We start from the raw sequence: 19,291 nt of genomic DNA, 5'->3' as shown, positions 1-19,291 counted from the left end.
TCGCCGAAGGCGACAGAGGGGGTTGCCGCGCGTGAAGCGCCAACCTCCATCTGCAGAAGCAGGCCGAGCCCAGTCGGACCGACCCCCTCTGGCCGCTTCGCGGCCATCTCCCCCTCGAGGGGGAGATTACGCGCTCGGCCGCTTTCGCCAGTCTCCCGGCGCCAAATCAGAATTTGTAGCTGAGGCCGGCGCGGATATCATGCGTCTTGAGATCGACGTCCGTCGCCACCGTGCCAAGGCCCACTCCTGCCGAGAGTTCTTTGTTGCCGAAGTCGGAGTAGCGATATTCGACCCGAGCGATCCACTTGTCGGTGAAGGCGTGCTCAACGCCGGCTCCAACCGTCCAGCCAACATGGGTTTCGTCGTGGAGTAGTATGTCACCGCTGGGGGTGCCTGTGATCCCAGTCAATTCATACTTGGCCGCCGCCACGCCTGCAGTAGTGTAAGGCAAGGTCCGATCGAAAGCATAGCCAGCCCGCAGCCGCGCCGAACCCGACCACTTAATTTCGCTCTTGAGCAACGTGCCGGTGCCACCGGGGATTGCCGTCAGTCCATCTACATCATTGTACGTAATATCCGCCTCGGCACCGAGCACGAAGCGGTTCGCCATTTCTTGATTGAAGCCGACATGGATGCCGCCAATAAAACCGTCCGGATCGAGGGCACTGTTAAGGTCGGTGCCCCCAGGACCGCTGCCGGCGATGAAAAGATTGGATTTTCCGGCGACGTAGCCGAAGTGAACGCCGGCATAGAGACCCGACCAGTCATAGGCGGAGGCAACAGGCAGAGTCTCGTTGATGTCCGCCGGGCATGCCACGCCGGCAGGTGCGAGAATGAAGGCCGTCGCTAGAAGAATCGTTTTCATTGTCTGTCTGCTGCCCCAAAAATGTTGCGTCCCCCGCCGCGGAAATGCTTCGCGGAAGGTCAGCCGTTATCGACACCCCGGTGTTGCATTGCTGGCCGGCTGCGTCTTGGGCTGGACCGCACTGGAATTGTCGTGGAACGCGCTGGAGCACTTTATCGATCGGTGTGGCCGTTCAGCCTCAGCCGATTTGGCGTGCCACGGCTCAAGAAGCTGAGAGGGGCGTGCCTATGTCCGAAACGAGCTTGACGAGATCGGCCTGGCGCCTCGTGTTGGTCTTGGCGAAGATCCGGTTGAGGTGGGTCTTCAACGTGTTTTCGCCGATACCGAGCGACAACGCGGTCTTGGACGCGGACAATCCACTGCCGATCCGCAGGAGAACTCGCGCCTCCGCAGGCGTAAGGTCGAACAGCGTCGTGAGAACAGCTTCCGGGAGGGGAGCGGTGGATGTCATCGACACGAAGACGGCGGCACATGCCAGCCGGAAAGCCGCGCGTGCGGTTCCCTCGGTCAACGGCAACACATAGGCGACGGCGGGCGGCTGGCCGGGGGCCGAAACGGGCAGGCCTATGCCGCGCGAACCAAGTGAGGCATCCGCGCCCGCGGCACTGGCGATTGCTTCCAGCAGGGCACGGGCTGCCACCGGGTTCTGCGCCTGGAGCTGGCCGTTCCTGGAGAGAATGGGGCCTTGCGCCGAAAACATCTGTTCGGCAGCCGCATTCGCATGGAGGATTGCTCCGTTGGCGCCGGTAAGAACGACAGCCGCAGCGAGGTGATCGAGTGATTGGCGATAAAGATTCGCGGTAACGCGCGCCTGATCCAGCAGATCTCCAATCAGGGAAGCACGGCGCAGATGCGGCGAGAGCAATGCCAGGAAACGCTGATCTTCGACCGATATGATCGCCCTGTCGGCCCGTGTGGTGCAACCCATGAGCCCAATCCGGTCCGGTGTATGGACGAATTTGGTGATGCAGGCCTCGCGCAGTCCCTGCGGCTTGGCCCAGTTCTGAAAAAATGCCGTCTGCTGGAGTTCGGCTTCGCTCATATGTGACAGCGTCGCGACGGGCGTGTCGATATCGCCGACGATCGCGGCCTTCAGTCCGGGAATTGAATCGAAGTCATAATCCTCCTGGAGCATGCGCATTTGCATGGGATCCCAGGGCGATTGGGCCGCGAACCGGCCATGATTGTCGGCGGTGCTGGCAAGCGCGATGGTGGTGTAGGCCGCGTCGATAGCCGTTGTGATCCGGGTCATTACCCCGGCCCAGCCTTCCGGGTTCAAAACGCAATCATAAATGTCGCCGATAATCGAACCAAGGACTTCGCTGCTCAGCCTCTCCACCACGCCTCCTGTCTCCTGCACGCCCCGGTCTCGCTTCGGAGGATTCCGCGGCGTCATACTTTTGGGTGACGCCACGCGTGGTTGAGCTCGATTAAAGATTCGATCACCTGAACGCGAGGCAGTTAATGTCGCTGGTTATTCTTGGAATGGAAAGCATCGCGCTCGTATATTAGAATTCGCGAATGTTTATCGGGGGTAAGCTATTGTCGCGAAAGACGGTGTTTTCATCGGCTCAGTTGCCTTCGCATCTCAACGATCGCGAGCGATTTTCCCTCTGGCAGGACATCCATGTCGCGGAGATATGGTCGGTCGAATACGGCATATCGGAGAAGCTGGCTTTCGAAGCCGCGATCGAAGCCACGGCCGTGGGAGAATTGGTTCTCGGCCAGATGTCGGGAACAATCAAGCATGCGACGCGGAAGGCGAGCAACATCGCCGATGACGACAACGACGGCTATCTCTTGCTGATCAACAAAGCCGACACCCTGTTGACCGGGGCCCAAGCCGGCCGCGAATACGGCGTCGGTCGGGGAGAAGCGGTCCTGGTCACGGCAGCGGAAGCTCTGAAAATGACCGGGTCCGACAGCAATGTGTGGGCGAACGTGGTGGTCCCGCGCGCGATCCTCACACAGGCCTTCCCGCAGATCGACGACAGGCTGGCGGTCAAGATCGGTGCCGAAAGCGAAGCCCTCGATCTTCTTAAGCGCTACTGCCAGCTGCTTGAAACCGGCCGTCCCCTCACCTCGCCCGATCTCATAACGCACGCCACGGAAACGATCGTCGATCTGATCGGCCTTGTGACCGGCGCGAAAGGCCAGGCTGCCGAATTGGCCGGGCTGCGGGGCCTGCGCGCAGCCAGGCTGCAGGCGGTCCTGGCGAAGATCGCGAGCGATTTCGCCAAACCCGGCATCTCCGCGCAAGGGGTCGCACAGGAACTAGGCCTGTCGGCGCGCTATGTTCACGACCTGCTTCAGGAGACGGGCATCAGCTTCTCCGAGCGCGTTCTCGAACTGCGCCTGCAGAGCGCGCACAGGATGCTCTCGCAGAGGCACGACATGCGTGTCAGCGACGTCGCCTTGATAAGCGGATTCAGCGATGTGTCGTACTTCAATCGCTGCTTCCGCCGTCGTTTCGGCCACACGCCGACGAGCGCCAGATAAATGGGCGCCTTCGGAATCCGGCCAAGCGAGGCGATTTCCGATTCCCTATCCGTTGGGAGGGCGATGCTCCACGACGCCTGGGCCGACCGATGATGCCAAACCGTCACGGTGCGCGCAAAAGGCACGGCATCTCGCTCCAGTCCAATTCCAGTGCGGCCCTGCCCAAGACAACCTCTGGCTGCGATGCCATGTCAGCCACTGGCGAAACGACTGTCATATCAGGGGATTAGATGCCGCAGAATACATTTCTTGGCCGCAAGGCGACGCCAACATCTAGTCCGCCGACGAGTCGCTTCAACCACTTGCGCACTCCTCGGCACATGGCAAGCGTCAGTTCGCTTGCGCTGATGATCGGCCTGGGAGCGATCCTGCCGGCAGCTGCGGCGGACGCAACCTGGAACGGTTCGACGTCGACCGATTGGTTCGATCCCAGCAACTGGACCCCGAATGCTGTGCCCGATGCTACCAATTTCGTCAATGTCAACACGCTCACGCCGAACCCCACGGTGATAGACGGCCTTAGCGCCAATGGTCTCGTGGTTTTCGTGAGTAGGGATGCCGGCGATACCGGTTCGCTGAAAATCATCAACGGCGGGACACTAAGCGATTCACAAGGCGCCGTCGGCAGATTCGAAGGCGCTGTCGGGACGGCAACTGTCGACGGCGCGGGATCGGCATGGCTGCACTCCGACGATTTCTACGTCGGAGCGGAAGGCATCGGCACGGTCACCATCCTCAATGGCGGCTTGATCAGCGATGTCAGCGGTATCCTCGGGGACGGCGACAATGCCTTTGCGGTCCTGTCGGTGGATGGTTCGACTTGGACCAACAGCAAAACCTTGACGGTGGCGCGTTTCGGCACCGGCATGCTTAACGTTTCCAACGGTGGCACGGTCACCGATATCGATGGGTATATTGGCAAAGGCATTGCTTCGAATGGCTACGTCTCGATCGACGGTGCGGGCTCGACCTGGACCAACAGCGGGTCGTTGACTGTCGGCGACAACGGCACCGGCTCGCTGGCGATCACCCACGGCGGTGCCGTCAGCAACGGCTTGGCCTATGTTGGCAAGTCGGCGGGCTCGACCGGCACAGTGTTCGTCGATAGCGGCTCGACCTGGACGAACGGTGGGTCATTGACCGTCGGCGGTTCCGGCACCGGCAACCTGGCGGTCACCAAGGGCGGCGCCGTTAGCAGTGCCGGTGGTTTTGTGGGGTTCGCTGCTGGTTCCACCGGCCTGGCGTTCGTCGATGGTGCCGGGTCGACCTGGACCAACAGTGGATCGCTGACTGTCGGCGATTTCGGCACCGGCACTATGGCGATCTCCCATGGCGGCGTCGTCAGCGACGGCTCGGGCGTTATTGGCGCGCTGGCGGGCTCGACCGGCACGGTGTTCGTCGAAGGCGCAGGCTCGAGCTGGACGAACAGTTCCAACCTGGCTGTGGGCGATTTCGGCGCCGGCACTCTGGCGATCGTCAACGGCGGCGCCGTCAGCAATGACACGGGCTATATCGGCAACTCTGCGGGCTCGACCGGCACGGTCTTCGTCGAAGGCGCCGGTGCGACCTGGACCAACGCAAACCTCTACGTCGGCGGGCTCAGCAAGGGCACACTGACGATCTCGAAGGGCGGCGCGGTCTCGGTCGGCGGCATCGTCACCGTTGCCAGCTAGGCCGGCTCCACCGGCACGCTCAACGTCGGCGGCGCGGCCGGAGCGGCGGCGACGGCGCCGGGCTCGCTCAACGCCGCGAGCGTCCAGTTCGGCGCCGGCACAGGCACGATCAACTTCAACCACACCGACACGAACTACGCCTTCGCGTCGGCAATCAGCGGACTGGGGACAATCAACCAGATCGCCGGCACGACGAACCTGACGGCCGATTCGAGCGGCTTCACCGGCGCCACCTACGTGGTCGGCGGACGGCTGGCCGTGAACGGCTCGCTGGCCAACTCGCTGGTGACGATCTCGGGCGGCATATTGGGCGGCAACGGCACCGTCGGCGGCATCGTGGCACAGCCGGGCAGTGTCGTCGAACCGGGCAATTCGATCGGCACGCTCAATGTCGCGGGCAGTGTCGACCAGGCGGCGGGCTCGATCTACCAGGTCGAATTGAACTCGACCGGCCAGTCCGATCTCATCCTGGCGACGGGCACGGCGACGATCGCCGACGGCGCGGTCCTCGACGTGGTCAAGACGGATGCCGCGCCTTATGTGCTGGGCACGCATTACACGGTGCTGCAGGCCGATGGCGGAGTCAGCGGGACATACACGCTCAATGGGGGCGGCCCGTTCGTCGGCCTTCTCGCCAATTACGACGCGACGCACGTCTATCTCGATGTGGTGCAGGCAAAGTCCTTCGCCGCCGTCGGCCTGACGCCCGACCAGATCGCCACCGGCGGCGGCGCTGAAAGCCTGGGCAGCGGCGATCCGCTCTATGATGCCATTTTTGCGTTGCCGGACGCAGCAACAGCCCAGGCGGCTTTCGACCAGCTCTCGGGCGAGATCCATGCCTCGGCCAAGGGAATGCTGCTCGACGACAGCCGCTTCCTCCGCGACGCCGCAACCAGCCGTATCAGCGCCGCCTTCGGCGATACCGGGGCGGTGCCGTTGCCGGTGATGGCCTATGGCGAGGGCGGGCCGGAAATGGTCGCCGCCGATTCCGACCGCTTCACCGTCTGGGGCCAGGCCTTCGGCTCGTGGGGCGACACCGGCAGCGACGGCAATGCCGCCGCCTTCGACCGCTCGACCGGCGGCCTGCTGGTCGGCGCCGAGGGGCTGATGGGCGACTGGCGCGTCGGCCTGCTCGGCGGCTACAGCCATTCCTCCTTCGACGCCGATGCGCGCAATTCCAGCGGCGACGCAGACAACTATCATCTTGGTCTCTATGGCGGCACCAACTGGGGCGCCATCGCCTTCCGCACCGGCACCGCCTACAGCTGGCACTCGATCTCGACAGGACGTGCGATCGCCTTCAACGGCTTTGCCGACGCGCTGTCGGCCGATTACGACGCCGGCACGGCGCAAGTGTTCGGCGAGCTTGCCTACAAAATCGATGCCGAGCGGTTCCACTTCGAGCCGTTCGCCAACCTTGCCCTATGTCGACGTGAAGGCCGACGGCTTCACCGAACAGGGTGGCGCTGCCGCGCTCACCAGCCAAGGCAGCAACACCGACGCCACCTTCACCACGCTCGGCCTGCGCGCCACTACCGATTTGCGGCTCGGCGGAATCGCGGCGACGGCGCGCGGCATGATCGGCTGGCGCCACGCCTTTGGCGATGTCACGCCGACCTCGACTTTCGCATTTGCCGGCGGCGATGCCTTCACCATCGCCGGCGTGCCTGTCGCCAGGGACGGCGCGGTGATCGAGGCCGGCTTCGACCTGCCGATGTCGGCTAATGCCTCGCTCGGCCTGTCCTATGCCGGCCAGTTCGGCGCCCGCACCGCCGACAACGGCGCCAAGGCCAAGCTCGACGTCAGGTTTTGATGGGTGATTGGCGGAAGCCGAAGCGACATCCAAACACCCCCTTGCGGGTCCCTTGCGGGGGAGATGGCCGGCAGGCCAGAGGGGGGTGCTGTCCCTCCGGCCTCTCATCCAATCGAAAATTGCACCTGCCAAAGTGACTTCCGTTTGAGGCCGAAATCGAAGGTTGGCGTTCCTTCACACCCCCCTCTGTCCTGCCGGACATCTCCCCCGCAAGGGGGGAGATTGGGCGCTCAGCCGCATTCGCCAATCGCCAGTGCCTTCCCTTACCACTCCAGCCCGAACACCAGTTTCCCAAAATGCAGGCCGCCGGCGGCCATGTGGGTGTAGGCTTCGGTTGCTTCGTGCTGTGAAAACACCTTGTCGACAACCGGCTCGATGCCGGCGGCGGCGATGGCGCGTGCGGCGTCGCGCAGGTCGGACACCGATCCGGTGTTGTTGCCGATCACCTTCAGCGCCTTGATGATGATCGGCAGCAGGTTGACGGTGGCCTCGGCTCCGGTGACGAAGCCGATGGTGAACAGCGTGCCGCCGGGCGCCGTGGCGTTGACGGCGCGGGCGAAGGTGGCGGTGCCGCCGGTCTCGACGACGAGGTCGGCGCCGAGCCCGTCGGTCAACTCCAGCACCTTGCTGTCCCAGTCCGGCGTCGCGCGGTAATTGATCAGGTGATCGGCGCCGAGCGCCTTCGCCCGCTCCAGCTTCTCGTCCGACGACGAGGTGATGATGACGGTGGCGCCGGCCGCCTTGGCGAGTTGCAGCGTGTAGATCGAGACGCCGCCGGTGCCGAGCAGCACGACGACGGAGCCCGGCCCGACATCGGCGGCGCGGATCGCGTTCCAGGCGGTGGTGGCGGCAATGGGCAGCGTCGAGGCCGCCTCGAAGGAGAGATGCGCCGGGATCGGCACCAGCGAATTGGCCGGCAGCGCGACATATTCGGCCAGCGATCCGGGCAGCGAGACGCCGCGCATCTGCCTCATCTCGTAGGGACGCGGCCGGCCGCCGATCCAGCGCGGCTTGGCATGGGCGACGACGCGGTCGCCGACGGCAAGCGTGGTGACGCCTTCGCCGAGTGCGACGATCTCGCCGGCGCCGTCGGCGACCGGAATGAGCGGGAAGACCGGTCCGGGATAATTGCCGCCCGCCACCGCGACATCGACGAAATTCAGGCTCGCCGCGCGCTGGCGGATCAGCACCTCTGCGCGCTGAGGCTCTGGCGTGGCGACGCTGGCGGCGCGGAAGGCGTCCAGCCTGGGCTGGCTGAGTTCAATGGCTTTCATGGGTTCACTCCGTTGCGTGGTTGGTTGACGGGTTGAGTGAACCTAGCTGCTGCGCTATTGCTAGATAATCATTGGTCTTTGCATTTGAGTATTGCGAATGGTGCAGCAATCACATGAACCCGCGACGCTTGCCGAAATGGCGGCCTTCGCGGCCATCGCCGAGGCGCGGTCCTTCACCAGGGCGGCGGCGCAGGTCGGGCGCGACGCCACCATCCTGTCGCGGCGCCTCGCATCGCTGGAGGAGCGGCTCGGCGTCAGGCTGCTCCACCGCACGACGCGCAGCGTGTCGCTGACCGAGGCGGGCGCGGAGTTCCTGGTGCGCGTGCGCGCCATCCTGGCCTCCGTCGACGAGGCGGAAGCCGCCGCCTCCGCGCATGCCGGCGGCGGGCCGCGCGGGTTGCTGCGGCTGGCGCTGCCCGGCACGTTCGGGCGCATGTGGATCGGGCCGCTCTTGCCGCAATTTCTCGCCGAGTTTCCAGATGTGCGCATCGAGGCCGAGTTCTCCAACCGCTTCGCGGACCTTGTCGCCGAGAATTTCGACGTCGCGGTGCGGCTGGGCGCGCTGGAGGATTCGCGCCTGGTGGCGCGCAGGATCGCGACGCGGCGCCGGCTGCTCTGCGCCTCCCCCTCCTATCTCGCACGAAGGGGCCGGCCGCAGACGCCGCAGGCGCTGCTCGAGCATTCCTGCCTGGGTTTCACCGGCTTCCAGACGTTTCCGGCCTGGGAAATGACCGACCGCGAGGGCCGGCGCGTGCGCGTCGAGGTTTCGGGGCCGCTCACCACCGACGATGCCGAGGTGCTGGTCGAGGCAGCCGTGCAAGGCGTCGGCCTGATGATGAGCACCGACTGGCTGGTCGGGCGCGAGCTCGCCGACGGCCGGCTGGTGCCGATCCTGGAGGATTGGACGCTGGCCGACGAGGGTGCGGTCTACGTCGTCATGCCCTCGGCCAAGGGCCAGGCCGCCAAGACCCGCGCCTTCGCCGACTGGATCGGCAAGCGATTTTCGCCTGAGCCGCCCTGGCGGTGAGGGTGAAGGTGCTGATCTCCCCTTGCGGGGGAGATGGCCGGCAGGCCAGAGGGGGGTGCTGTCCCTCCAGCCTCTCAGCCAATCGAAATTGCGCCACTCTAGGTGACTTCCATTTGATAGGAGGACACGAAGGTTGGCGTTCTTTCACACCCCCCTCTGCCCTGCCGGGCATCTCCCCCGCAAGGGGGGAGATTGGCAGTTCCAGCCGCTCACTTCTCCTTCAAAAACTGGCTGAGCAGATCCACTGGCAGCGGGAAGACCACCGTGGAGGAGCGCTCGCCGGCGATGTCGTGCAAGGCCTCGAAATAGCGCAGTTGCATGGCCTGCGGCTCGGCCGCCAGCATGCGGCCGGCCTCGACCAGCTTTGCCGCGGCCTGCTGTTCGCCGTCGGCGTTGATGACCTTGGCGCGGCGCAGGCGCTCCGCCTCGGCTTGCTTGGCGATGGCGCGGATCATGCTCTCGTTCAGGTCGACATGCTTGATCTCGACATTGGAGACCTTGATGCCCCAGGCATCGGTGCGCTGGTCGAGGATCTCCTGGATGTCGCTGTTGAGCTTGTCGCGCTCGGCCAGCATCTCGTCGAGCTCGTGCTTGCCGAGCACCGAGCGCAGCGTGGTCTGCGCCAGCTGGTTGGTGGCGGTCATGAAATCCTCGACCTGGATGATCGCGCGCTCGGCGTCGACGATGCGGAAATAGAGCACGGCGTTGACCTTCACCGAGACATTGTCGCGCGAGATCACGTCCTGCGGCGGCACGTCCTGCACCACCACGCGCAGGCCGACCCGCACCATCTGCTGGATGAAGGGGACCAGCAGGATAAGGCCCGGTCCCTTCACCCCGGTGAAGCGGCCGAGCGTGAAGATCACGCCGCGCTCATATTCCCTCAGGATGCGGATAGCCGCGGACAGGAACATGATCACCAACAGCGCAAGGATCAGATAGGCGACATAACCGACCGTCATTGTTTTGCTCCCTCGTTTCCCGAGTTGCGCCGCCGCACCGTCAGCACGAGATCGCTGACGGCGGTCACCTCCGCGCGATCTCCCGGCGCTATCGGCTCGTCGGCCTTGGCCCGCCAGCGTTCGCCGAGCGCCAGCACATGGCCCTCGCCGCCTTCCCAGTCGAGAATCTCGACGGGGAGGCCGCGCATGGCATCACCGCCGATGCGCGCCGGATTGCGCCGTGCTGCCCACAGATAGCTGCCGGCAAGCAGCGCGAGCCCCAGCGTCAGCGCGACGGCCGGGCCGATGATCGCCCAGGATATGGCGAAACCCGGCCCCTCGACCTTGAGCAGCATGGCTGCGCCGAGCAGGAAGGCGACCGCGCCGCCTGCCCCCAGCACGACGGTCGGATTGAAGGCCTCGACGATGAGGAAGGCGACGCCGAGCAGCATCAGGGCGAGCCCGGTATAGTTGATCGGCAGCAGATCGAGCGCGTAGAGGGCGAGCACGAGGCAAATGGCGCCGATGACGCCCGGCGCCACCACGCCGGGGCTCGTGACCTCGAAGACGATGCCGTAGAAGCCGATCAGCATCAGGAGGACGGCGACGTTCGGATCGGTGATGACGGAGAGAAGCCGGATGAACCAGCCGGGATCCAGCGTCTCGACGGCCAGGCCCTTCGTCGCCAGCACCGCCTTCTTGCCGGCCACGTCGACCGTGCGGGCGTCGGCCAACTGCAGCAGCTCGGTCGTGTCGCGGGCGACGAAGTCGATGACATGTTCCTGCAGCGCAGCGCTCGCCGAAAGGCTCGCCGCCTCGCGCACGGCTTTCTCGCCCCAGTCGCCGTTGCGGCCGCGCAGCTCGGCGAGCGAGCGGATGAGCGCCACCGCGTCATTGGTCACCTTGGCCATCATCGGGTCACCGGACGGCTGCTTGGCGCCCTTCTCGTCCTTCTCGCCGCCTGGAAGCGAGGGCAGCCCGCCGATCTCCACAGGCGTCGCCGCACCCAGATTGGTGCCGGGCGCCATCGCCGCGACATGGGTGGCATAGAGGATATAGGTTCCGGCGCTTGCCGCATGGCCGCCGGCCGGCGCGACATAGCCAATGACGGGAACCGGCGAAGCCAGGATGTCGGCGATCATCTCGCGCATCGAGGTGACCAGGCCGCCCGGCGTGTTGAGCTGGAGGATGAGGACCGCGGCGTCGCGCTCGGCCGCGGCCTTGAGCGCCTCCTTGAGCTGGCGCGAGCTCGCCGGACCGATGGCGCCGTCGATCGCGATGCTGAGAGCAACCCTCTCCGCCGCCATTCCGGCCGAGGAGAAGAGGAAAAGGACCGAGGCGGCCACGAAGGCCGCTGCCAGAAGGGCCACCCGCGCGAGTCTCACGCTCAAAGCTCCGTGGATTCAATATGGGGTTGTGCCGGGCGAAGTCCAATGAGGGGGCGTGGGGGGACGGGCGACGAAGGAATGCGACCTATCGCCTTCGTCATCCTTTGGCGGAGCAAGGAGCGAAGCGACGCGCGCAGACCCTAGGATCCTGCCGTGACATCAAAGCGCTGCTACGGTGCAGAATCTGCTCCGCTGCATTCCTCGGCAACCGTCACGGCATGGATCCTCGGGTCAGGCCCGAGGATGACGAATCGTTGGCGGAGCCGGAGAACCAGGTGCTGAGACGCCGGCGGGACAGCGCCCCTTCTGTCCTGCCGGACATCTCCCCCGCGGGGGAGATCGGCAGCTTCTACGCAGCGCCCCTCCGTCCGCTTTTGCCCCCACGTTTCCACGGCAATTTCGACGCGGGCTCCCACGCTCGCTCCCTCGCACATCCCGCATTGTCTGCGCCGACGACGCGAACGAACGCGCCCGCGAACAAATGGAGACGACAATGACGACTTTGGATCGAGCCACCTTCGAAACTGGCCGGGCGGGCTTCAGCCTGTCCGGCTTCGCCAGCAGTATCCTGCGCCTCGCCTATTGTGCCATGAAGCAGCGCAGCGAGCGCGCCGCGCTGCAGGCCATGCCGGACCATATGCTCAAGGATCTCGGCATCAGCCGCTCGCAGATCGAGTATTGCACCTCGATACGCCTTGCGCCCTCCGACACGGAGGGGATGGATGGCTGAAGCCTCGGCCGCTTCGACGGCCGGAATGGTTCAAGACCGATCAAAAAGCCTCGGCGTCGCCGGGGTTTTTCGTATTTTGGCCCCGCTCCGTCGACCGGCCTCCCCGGCGTTGGATTGCGGCGGCGAGTGCGTCGCAAATGAAACGGGCGGTGCAATTTCCACGGTGGGCGTATCAAAAATTCCACGCTCGCATCCACTCTCGTTCAAACGCATCGGCGTCAAAAGAAAACGGTCCGGCGCATAAGCCGCAATCAACCTTGGAGACGTGAAACATGCAACCCAACACCAAACCTGCACGACTTCCGCTCAACGGCGTCGACACGCCAAACCTGTTGGCGACGATCAACTTCGTCGCCGGCCAGCCGGAACTGGCGAAGTTCCAGTTCCGCGCCCACAATGAATGGATCGAGGGCACGCACAGCAAGAGCGTCATGCACGGCTTCTACGGCGCCGGCCAGGAACAGAAGCACGAAAAGCCCTTCTATGCCGACAGCGACCATCCTGCGATCCTGTGCGGCGCCGACAACGCGCCAACCCCGGTCGAGTGGCTGCTGCATGGGCTGGCGAGCTGCCTGATGGCGGGCCTTGCCAACATCGCGGCCGCGCGCGGCATCAAGCTCACCAAGGTCAAGTGCTTGGTCGACGGCGATATCGACCTGCGCGGCATCCTCGGCATCTCGGACGAGGTCCGCAACGGCTTCCAGAACATTCAGGTTTCCTTCGAGGTGGAGGGCGACGCACCGGCCGAGAAGCTCCAGCAGCTTGTCGAGCAGGCCCGCGCACGCTCGGCCGTGTTCGACGTGCTGACCAAGGGCGTGCCGGTCACGGTCAGCATCAAGACCATCCAGTGACGCAGAGCTGAAGAGACGGTCCGGGGGAAATCCGGACCGTCTCTTCCCCGGGGTTTCGGAACAGAGCCATGAAACATGCTGACGTCGTTATCATCGGCGGCGGGCAGGCAGGGCTTGCGCTCAGCCATTGCCTTAGCCGCGCCGGCATCGACCATATCGTGCTGGAGCGCGGCCGCATCGGCGAGCGCTGGCGCGCGCAGACCTGGCAATCGCTGAGGCTCCTGACGCCCAACTGGCTGAACGGCCTGCCCGGATCGCCCTATGACGGGCCGGACCCCGACGGCTTCAGGACAAAGGACGCGTTCGTCCATGATCTCGAAACCTATGCAAGCCGCTGGCAGGCGCCGGTCGAATGCGGCGTCGAGGTCACCGCCTGCAGCCGCACTGGCGGCGGCTTTGCGCTCTCCAGCAGCGTCGGCGACTGGTCGGCCAAGGCGGTCGTGGTGGCGACCGGGCACTGCGACCGGCCGATGATCCCGTTCACGCCCGACGGCAAGTACGGGCCGCAAAGTATTCACGCATCTGAATATCGCTGCCCGGAGGCGTTGCCGCCCGGCGCCGTGCTGGTGGTCGGCGCTTCCTCCTCGGGCGTGCAGATCGCGGACGAACTGGCCCGCGCCGGCCGGCGCGTGAGGCTATCCGTCGGCAAGCACACGCGCCTGCCGAGGCGCTGGCGCGACAAGGACATCTTCTGGTGGCTCTGCGAGATGGGGCTGATGGGCGAGCGGCTCGACGCCATAGCCAATCCCGAAAGCGCCAGGCGGCAGCCTTCGCTGCAGCTCGCCGGCCGGCCGGACAACGCCAATGTCGATCTCATCACGTTGCAGGCGCTCGGCGTCGAGCTTACCGGCCGCGTGCGAGGCATTGCCAACGGCGAGATCGCCTTCGCCGGCGACCTCGCGGCGAGCGTGGCGGCGGCCGAAGCCAAGCAGGCCCGCCTGCTTGACCGGATCGACCGTTTTGCCGGTGCCGAGCCGCGAGCCCCGCGGCCCGAGCCGGTCAAGGTGCCTTCAGCCCCTCCGTCGCGGCTTTCGCTGACGGACGGGGCGACCGGCACGGTGATCTGGGCGACAGGCTATAGCCGATCCTTCGACTGGCTGGAGCCGTCGGCGCTGGGACCCGATGGCGAGCTGGCGCACCGCGACGGCGTCACCAGCGTTCCCGGCCTCTACGCGCTCGGCTTCCGCTTCCTGCGCAAGCGCGATTCCAACTTCATTGGCGGCGCCGGCGTCGACGCGCGAGCGATCGCCGCCGAGATCTCCCTTTATCTCGACAGCAAGGGCCGCCAAGCCGCCTGAGGACAATGAAAATGCCAACGACTGCGATTTCCCTTCCGCCTACGCCCAAGCGCGGCCATTACGATGCGATCATCGTCGGCGCGCGCTGCGCCGGCGCCTCGACGGCCCTGCTGCTCGCCCGCGCCGGGCTGAAAGTGCTGGTCATCGAGCGCAGGCCCTATGGCTCGGACACGCTGTCGACGCATGCGCTGATGCGTCCGGCCGTGCTGCAATTGTCGCGCTGGGGCCTGCTCGCGCCGCTCATCGAGGCCGGCACGCCGCTGATCGAGACGACAACCTTCCACTACGGCGATGAGGAGATTGCCATCCCGCTCGATGGCGGACCAGACCTGCCTGGCCTGATCGCGCCGCGGCGCACCGTGCTCGACCGCACCCTCGTCGATGTCGCGCGCAAGGCAGGCGCCGAGTTCCTGCACGACATGGCCGTCGCCGATCTCTTCGCCGATGCGCGGGGGCGCGTGCGCGGCGTCGAGATTCGCGGCGCCGGCGCCGCCTTGCGGGTCACCGCCGGCATCGTCATCGGCGCCGACGGCATCGGCTCGCTGGTAGCCAAACGCTGCAACGCGCAGGTGCTGCGCGCCGACAGCGTGTCGGCCGCCCATGTCTATGGCTACGCGCCCGTCGAACCCGGCGCCGGCTACCACTGGTATTTTCGCGACGGCATCGCCGGCTCGCTGATCCCGACCAATGACGGCCTAGCCTGCATCGTCGCCTCGGTGCCGACCAGGCTGTTCGACCAGCGCTTCCGCCTCGGCCATGCGCGCGCGCGCATGGAGGTGCTGGAAGCGCTCTCGCCTGCCCTTGCCGGGCAAGCGGACCGCGCGGCGAAGGATGCACGCCTGCAGGCGTTCCGCGGCGTGCCGGGCTATATCCGCCAGTCCTACGGCCCGGGCTGGGCGCTGGTCGGCGACGCCGGCTTCTTCCGCGACCCGATCACCGCGCACGGCATCTCGGATGCGTTGCGCGATGCCGAGAGCCTGGCGCGGGCGGTCCTCGATGGCTCGGAAGGCGCATTCGCGACCCGGCAGCAGGAGCGGGATCTCGTCGCCAACCAGATCCTCGAGACGACCGACGCCATTGCCGGCTTCGACTGGACGCTCGCCGACATCGGCGAGCGGCACCGCCGCTTCAGCGCTGTGATGAAGGCGGAGGTGCAGGCACTCGTCGGACAGCCGATGCCGGTCTGCGGCGCCGCGTCTGCCGCCGGCCGGCCGACTTATCGTGCGCCGGCGAACCAGGACGAGCCGCGGGCCCCAGCCGGCGCCTCGAACCTCTATCGCAACCGAACCGGAGCAAGACTATGACTATGCATTTGATGAAGGACGGCTGGATCGGCGTCGTCAACGGACGCCCGCAGGTGGGCGCCTCCGCCGAGCGCTCGCGGCGCACACGGCCGCAGGATATCGACGCGTTCGCCGAGATGACCGGCGACCGCAACCCGCTGCACTACGACAAGGCGCTCGCCGAAGCATCGGTGTTCGGCAAGCTGATCGTCCAGGGCGGCGTCACCTCAGGCATCCTGAACGCGGTCGTGGCGGAGGACCTTCCCGGTCCAGGCTCGGTGTTCCTTGAAGTCTCATGGAAATTCGTCAAGGCGGTCGGCGTCGGCGAATTGATCACCGGCCGCGTCGAAGTCAAGGAGGTGCGCGCCGACAAGCCGATCACCAAGCTGGAGACGTCGGTGCGCAACGAGGGGGGCGAGATCTGCCTCACCGGCACCGCGACGGTGTTCACCGTGCCGCTGGCCAAGGCCTGAGCGTTCGCAATGACGATCTGGCGCACCGCGGCCCCGGCAGCCGACTTTCCCGAGGATATGCGCCGCTGGGAGATGCTCGGACTGCTTTGCCTGGCCGTCGTGCTCTCGTTGACCACCTGGTTCTCGGCAACGGCGATCACCGCCGAACTCAAGGCGGCATGGCGCCTGTCCGGGCCGATCGACATCTGGCTGACCAATGGCGTGCAGATCGGCTTCGTCGCCGGCGCGCTGGCCGCCAGCCTGGTCAACCTTCCCGACATCGTCAGGCTCAGCCGGCTGATGGCGATCTCGGCGCTCGTGGCGGCGGCGGCCAACGCCTCGCTTCTGCTGCAGCCGACGCCGGCCGGCGTCGTGGCCGCGCGCATCTTGACCGGCGTCGCATTGGCCGGCGTCTATCCGCCGGCCTTGAAGCTCGTGTCCACCTGGTTCGTGCGCGGCCGGGGGCTGGCGCTCGGCGCCCTGATCGGCGCGCTGACGCTCGGCTCATCGCTGCCGCATCTATTCCGGGCGCTGGCCGGCTCGTTCGACTGGCAGCTCGTGGTGCTGGGTGCGACGGTGGCCGCGCTCGTCGGCTCGATACTGTTCTTGTTCGCCAGCGAGGGGCCGTACCCCTTCGGCAAGGCTGTCTTCGAGCCGCGCCAGGTCGGCGCGATCTTCCGCGAGCGGGCGCTGATGCTGGTCAATATCGGCTATCTCGGCCACATGTGGGAACTCTACGCCATGTGGGCCTGGCTGATCGCCTATGTGCGCGCCGCGCTTGAGGCGCAACAACGCTCCTCTCCGGCGCTGGCGTCGCTGCTGACATTCCTCGCTATCGCCGGCGGTGCCGTGGGCTGCCTGCTCGGCGGCGTGCTTTCCGACCGCTTCGGCCGCAGCCTCACCACCGCCGGCATGATGATGGTGTCCGGCCTCTGCGCGCTGACGATCGGTTTCGCCTTCGACGGACCGCTCTGGCTGTTGGGGCTGGTGATCGTCGTCTGGGGCGTTTCGGTGGTCGGCGATTCCGCGCAGTTTTCGGCCGCGGTCACCGAGCTTGCCGACCGCCGTTTCGTCGGCACGGCGCTCTCGGTGCAGCTCGGATCGGGCTTCGGACTGACGGTGCTGGCGATCTGGCTGCTGCCGCATTTCGCGGACTTGCTTGGCTGGCGCTGGGCTTTCCTCATGCTGGCGCCCGGCCCGTTCGCCGGCATGGCCGCAATGCTGGCGCTTCGACGCTTGCCCGATGCCGCGAAGATGGCGGGCGGCAAGCGGTGAATGTCCTCGGCCGGCTCGCCGCTCACTGCGCGAGATGGTTGGTCGTGAAGGGAAGAATGAGGCCGATGCCGCAGTGGGCGGGGGGCGTTGGGGTAGCTGAGGCATCGGCCGAAGGCGGATGGGCACCGCCATGAGGCTAAGATAGGTTTCCTGCGCAGCCAAGAAATTACGTGATCGCGGAAGGACGATGCCTATCGCGCCGTCTCTGCCACGAAGGCCCGGACGTGGGCGATGAACTCGTCGAAGGCGGGCTCGCCCTCGAGCAGGATATGGTTCTGGCTCTCCAGTTCGAAGAAGCGCGCGCCGGGAATGCCTGCCGCCATGGTGCGGCTTGACTCCACCGGCGCCACGTTGTCCTCCCGCGCGTGCAGCACCAGGGTCGGCACCCGCACCTTTTCCAGGAGGCCGCTGACATCGATCACGGAGAATGCGCTCTGCAGGCGCCAGGCGTCGTCCGGCGACACGGTCCGAAGCATCAGATCGTCCATCCAGCCGAAATGTTCGTGCGTGGCGCCGGGGATGAACATGGAGCAGAAAACCTGGCGGAACATCGGGTTCGACTTGCCCCAGCCCTCGCGCATCAGCGTTGCGATCGCCTCGCGCGTCGCGATCTCGCCGGCGTCGCCGCGCGCCCGCCAGCCTTTGACATAGCCACCGTAGAGGATCATGCCCGACACTTTCTCGGGATGGCGTATGGCGTAGGCGATCGACACCGCGCAGCTCTGCGAGAGGCCGAGAATGGTGAAGCGATCGAGCCCTGCCGCCTCGACCACGCATTCGAGGTCCGACACCATGGTGTCGAACGAGACGTCGACCACGTGGCGTTGCGACAGTCCGTTGCAGCGCTCGTCATAGCGCACCAGCTGGTTTTCGCGCGACAGTTCCGACATCCAGTGCCGCCAGATCGGGCTGTCCCAGTCAAAGGTGAGATGCGACATCCAGTGCGCGGCGCGTAGGATCGCCGGGCCGCTGCCGGTCTTGGCATAGGCGAGCCTGGTGCCATCGAGGGCGCGGCAGAAATGAACGGCTCTGCCCTGGTCCTGCGTGGCCGTCGGGTACTTTCCGGGCGAAGGCGAAGGTGATTGCGCCTGGGCCACGCCAATAGCGCCGGCTTGCGCAGGGCGTCCCGTCGGCTGTGCGGCGGCCGTCCTCACCTTCTCCTCCAGCGCCTCGATCTCTTCCGCCAGGCCGACATCCTCCGGCATCAGGCGGCGCAGGCGCCGGGCAAGCGGCAGCGCCCGCCTCGGCTCGCCGGCCAGGCGCTCGACCAGCTCGCGCAATATGCCGAGCTCGGCGATCTCGACCTCACTGCGGACGCCCGCGCGCCAGGCCTCGTATTCGAAGCAGCGCTCGAGCGAGAGATCGGCGAGGAAATCGCCCCGGATCGAACCGGCAACGGCCTCCAGCTCCTCCGTGGGCCGCAAGGAAAGATCGCCCTTCGTGAGCGGCAGCAATCTGGCGTAGTCCGTCTCGACCTTCAGCGCGACAGCGTTGCGGTCGGCGACCAAAGCGCATTCGTCCTCGCCCAGCACCTGGCGGATCTTGGACAAGCTCCAGCGCAGAGCGCCGCGCGGATCGTCGGGAATGTCCCAGAAGATTTCGCAGAGCCGCTCGCGCTGATGCGTCTTGCCGGTGACGGCGAGATAGGCGAGCAAGGCCCTGGTCTTGCGCGATGGCGGCAGATCGATGAGTTCGCCGACGCGGGCCACCTGGAAGTCACCGAGCACGCACAGGTCCAGCGGCCCCTTATGCGGACCGTCGGTCATGCGGCCGGATACCCGTTCACGTCCATTACCCCACTGGCTTCTCGTCGACGCGGCGGGAGAAGACCGCACCGCAATATCAAAATCGGCTAATTTACGGAAGCCGATACGGCAAGATGGGTGCGGGGAATGTGTGGTGGGTTACATTGGTGCGCGCCT

The 19,291-nt window shown here is 66.0% G+C and carries 18 protein-coding genes and 1 pseudogene; 12 read left to right on the top strand and 7 right to left on the bottom strand.

Translation table 11 applies throughout. From position 1 onward, the window contains the following. Positions 1–166: 166 nt before the first annotated feature. Positions 167–865 (bottom strand): outer membrane protein, encoded by a 699-nt coding sequence (locus tag EH240_RS34890; protein WP_125006898.1) that lies wholly within the window; start codon positions 863–865, stop codon positions 167–169. 202 nt (positions 866–1,067) lie between these two features. Next, positions 1,068–2,207, bottom strand: coding sequence for a helix-turn-helix transcriptional regulator (locus EH240_RS34885; protein WP_245436667.1), 1,140 nt, complete (start codon positions 2,205–2,207; stop codon positions 1,068–1,070). Between the two features lie 362 nt (positions 2,208–2,569). On the opposite strand from EH240_RS34885, the gene EH240_RS34880 reads away from it, so the two are divergent. After that, complete coding sequence (locus EH240_RS34880; RefSeq protein ID WP_245436668.1) at positions 2,570–3,364, top strand: AraC family transcriptional regulator; 795 nt, start codon at positions 2,570–2,572, stop codon at positions 3,362–3,364. Between the two features lie 320 nt (positions 3,365–3,684). Continuing rightward, a complete protein-coding gene (locus tag EH240_RS39475; protein ID WP_245436666.1) occupies positions 3,685–5,037 on the top strand; it encodes a hypothetical protein in 1,353 nt (450 codons plus the stop codon). Here the strand turns inward: EH240_RS39475 and EH240_RS39800 are convergent. Next, a complete protein-coding gene (locus tag EH240_RS39800) occupies positions 5,034–5,168 on the bottom strand; it encodes a hypothetical protein (RefSeq protein WP_281035199.1) in 135 nt (44 codons plus the stop codon). The two genes, EH240_RS39475 and EH240_RS39800, sit on opposite strands and share 4 nt — an antisense overlap. A gap of 106 nt (positions 5,169–5,274) precedes the next feature. Here EH240_RS39800 and EH240_RS39470 point away from each other — a divergent pair. Beyond that, positions 5,275–6,408 (top strand): annotated as a pseudogene (locus EH240_RS39470) (autotransporter outer membrane beta-barrel domain-containing protein); the annotation flags it as partial. Positions 6,409–6,418: 10 nt separating this feature from the next. Next, a complete protein-coding gene (locus tag EH240_RS39465; protein ID WP_245436665.1) occupies positions 6,419–6,850 on the top strand; it encodes an autotransporter outer membrane beta-barrel domain-containing protein in 432 nt (143 codons plus the stop codon). Positions 6,851–7,113: 263 nt separating this feature from the next. On the opposite strand, the gene EH240_RS34865 is transcribed toward EH240_RS39465, so the two are convergent. Further along, positions 7,114–8,124: a zinc-dependent alcohol dehydrogenase family protein gene (locus tag EH240_RS34865; protein ID WP_125006895.1), complete on the bottom strand. Its 1,011-nt coding sequence runs from the start codon at positions 8,122–8,124 to the stop codon at positions 7,114–7,116. Positions 8,125–8,224: 100 nt separating this feature from the next. Between EH240_RS34865 and EH240_RS34860 the strand changes: the two genes are divergently transcribed. Further along, on the top strand, positions 8,225–9,151 hold the full coding sequence (locus tag EH240_RS34860) for a LysR family transcriptional regulator (protein ID WP_125006901.1): 927 nt from the start codon (positions 8,225–8,227) through the stop codon (positions 9,149–9,151). A gap of 209 nt (positions 9,152–9,360) precedes the next feature. Here the strand turns inward: EH240_RS34860 and EH240_RS34855 are convergent, their stop codons facing one another. After that, a complete protein-coding gene (locus EH240_RS34855; RefSeq protein WP_125006894.1) occupies positions 9,361–10,113 on the bottom strand; it encodes a slipin family protein in 753 nt (250 codons plus the stop codon). Then, positions 10,110–11,477, bottom strand: a complete 1,368-nt coding sequence (locus EH240_RS34850) for an NfeD family protein (RefSeq protein ID WP_125006893.1) — start codon at positions 11,475–11,477, stop codon at positions 10,110–10,112. Before EH240_RS34850 ends, EH240_RS34855 begins: the two co-directional genes overlap by 4 nt. A 496-nt stretch (positions 11,478–11,973) precedes the next feature. Here EH240_RS34850 and EH240_RS34845 point away from each other — a divergent pair, with 496 nt between their 5' ends. From EH240_RS34845 to EH240_RS34815, 7 genes are all read left to right on the top strand, one after another. Continuing rightward, on the top strand, positions 11,974–12,210 hold the full coding sequence (locus EH240_RS34845) for a DUF1127 domain-containing protein (protein ID WP_167484295.1): 237 nt from the start codon (positions 11,974–11,976) through the stop codon (positions 12,208–12,210). After that, complete coding sequence (locus EH240_RS34840) at positions 12,203–12,454, top strand: hypothetical protein (RefSeq protein WP_125006891.1); 252 nt, start codon at positions 12,203–12,205, stop codon at positions 12,452–12,454. The genes EH240_RS34845 and EH240_RS34840 overlap by 8 nt, the downstream gene beginning before the upstream one ends. Positions 12,455–12,482: 28 nt before the next feature. Beyond that, entirely contained in the window at positions 12,483–13,061 is a 579-nt protein-coding gene (locus EH240_RS34835; RefSeq protein WP_125006890.1) for an OsmC family protein, read from the top strand. A 68-nt stretch (positions 13,062–13,129) separates the two neighbouring features. Then, a complete protein-coding gene (locus EH240_RS34830; RefSeq protein ID WP_125006889.1) occupies positions 13,130–14,359 on the top strand; it encodes a flavin-containing monooxygenase in 1,230 nt (409 codons plus the stop codon). 11 nt (positions 14,360–14,370) lie between these two features. Further along, positions 14,371–15,663, top strand: a complete 1,293-nt coding sequence (locus EH240_RS34825) for an NAD(P)/FAD-dependent oxidoreductase (RefSeq protein WP_125006888.1) — start codon at positions 14,371–14,373, stop codon at positions 15,661–15,663. Beyond that, positions 15,660–16,115 carry a MaoC family dehydratase gene (locus EH240_RS34820; RefSeq protein ID WP_125006887.1) on the top strand — a complete coding sequence of 152 codons (456 nt, stop codon included), beginning with the start codon at positions 15,660–15,662 and terminating at the stop codon, positions 16,113–16,115. Before EH240_RS34825 ends, EH240_RS34820 begins: the two co-directional genes overlap by 4 nt. 9 nt (positions 16,116–16,124) lie before the next feature. Then, entirely contained in the window at positions 16,125–17,369 is a 1,245-nt protein-coding gene (locus EH240_RS34815) for an MFS transporter (RefSeq protein ID WP_167484294.1), read from the top strand. Positions 17,370–17,560: 191 nt separating this feature from the next. On the opposite strand, the gene EH240_RS39460 is transcribed toward EH240_RS34815, so the two are convergent. Then, the gene (locus EH240_RS39460) at positions 17,561–19,135 is read right to left on the bottom strand and encodes a bifunctional AfsR/SARP family transcriptional regulator/alpha/beta hydrolase (RefSeq protein ID WP_245436664.1); all 1,575 of its coding nucleotides are present in this window, start codon (positions 19,133–19,135) and stop codon (positions 17,561–17,563) included. Positions 19,136–19,291 lie beyond the last annotated feature (156 nt).

Source organism: Mesorhizobium tamadayense, from assembly GCF_003863365.1.
GTDB classification, from domain to species: Bacteria; Pseudomonadota; Alphaproteobacteria; order Rhizobiales; family Rhizobiaceae; genus Mesorhizobium; species Mesorhizobium tamadayense.
The sequence above is the reverse complement of the archived record's forward strand: the minus strand, read 5'-3'. Positions and strand labels throughout refer to the sequence as shown.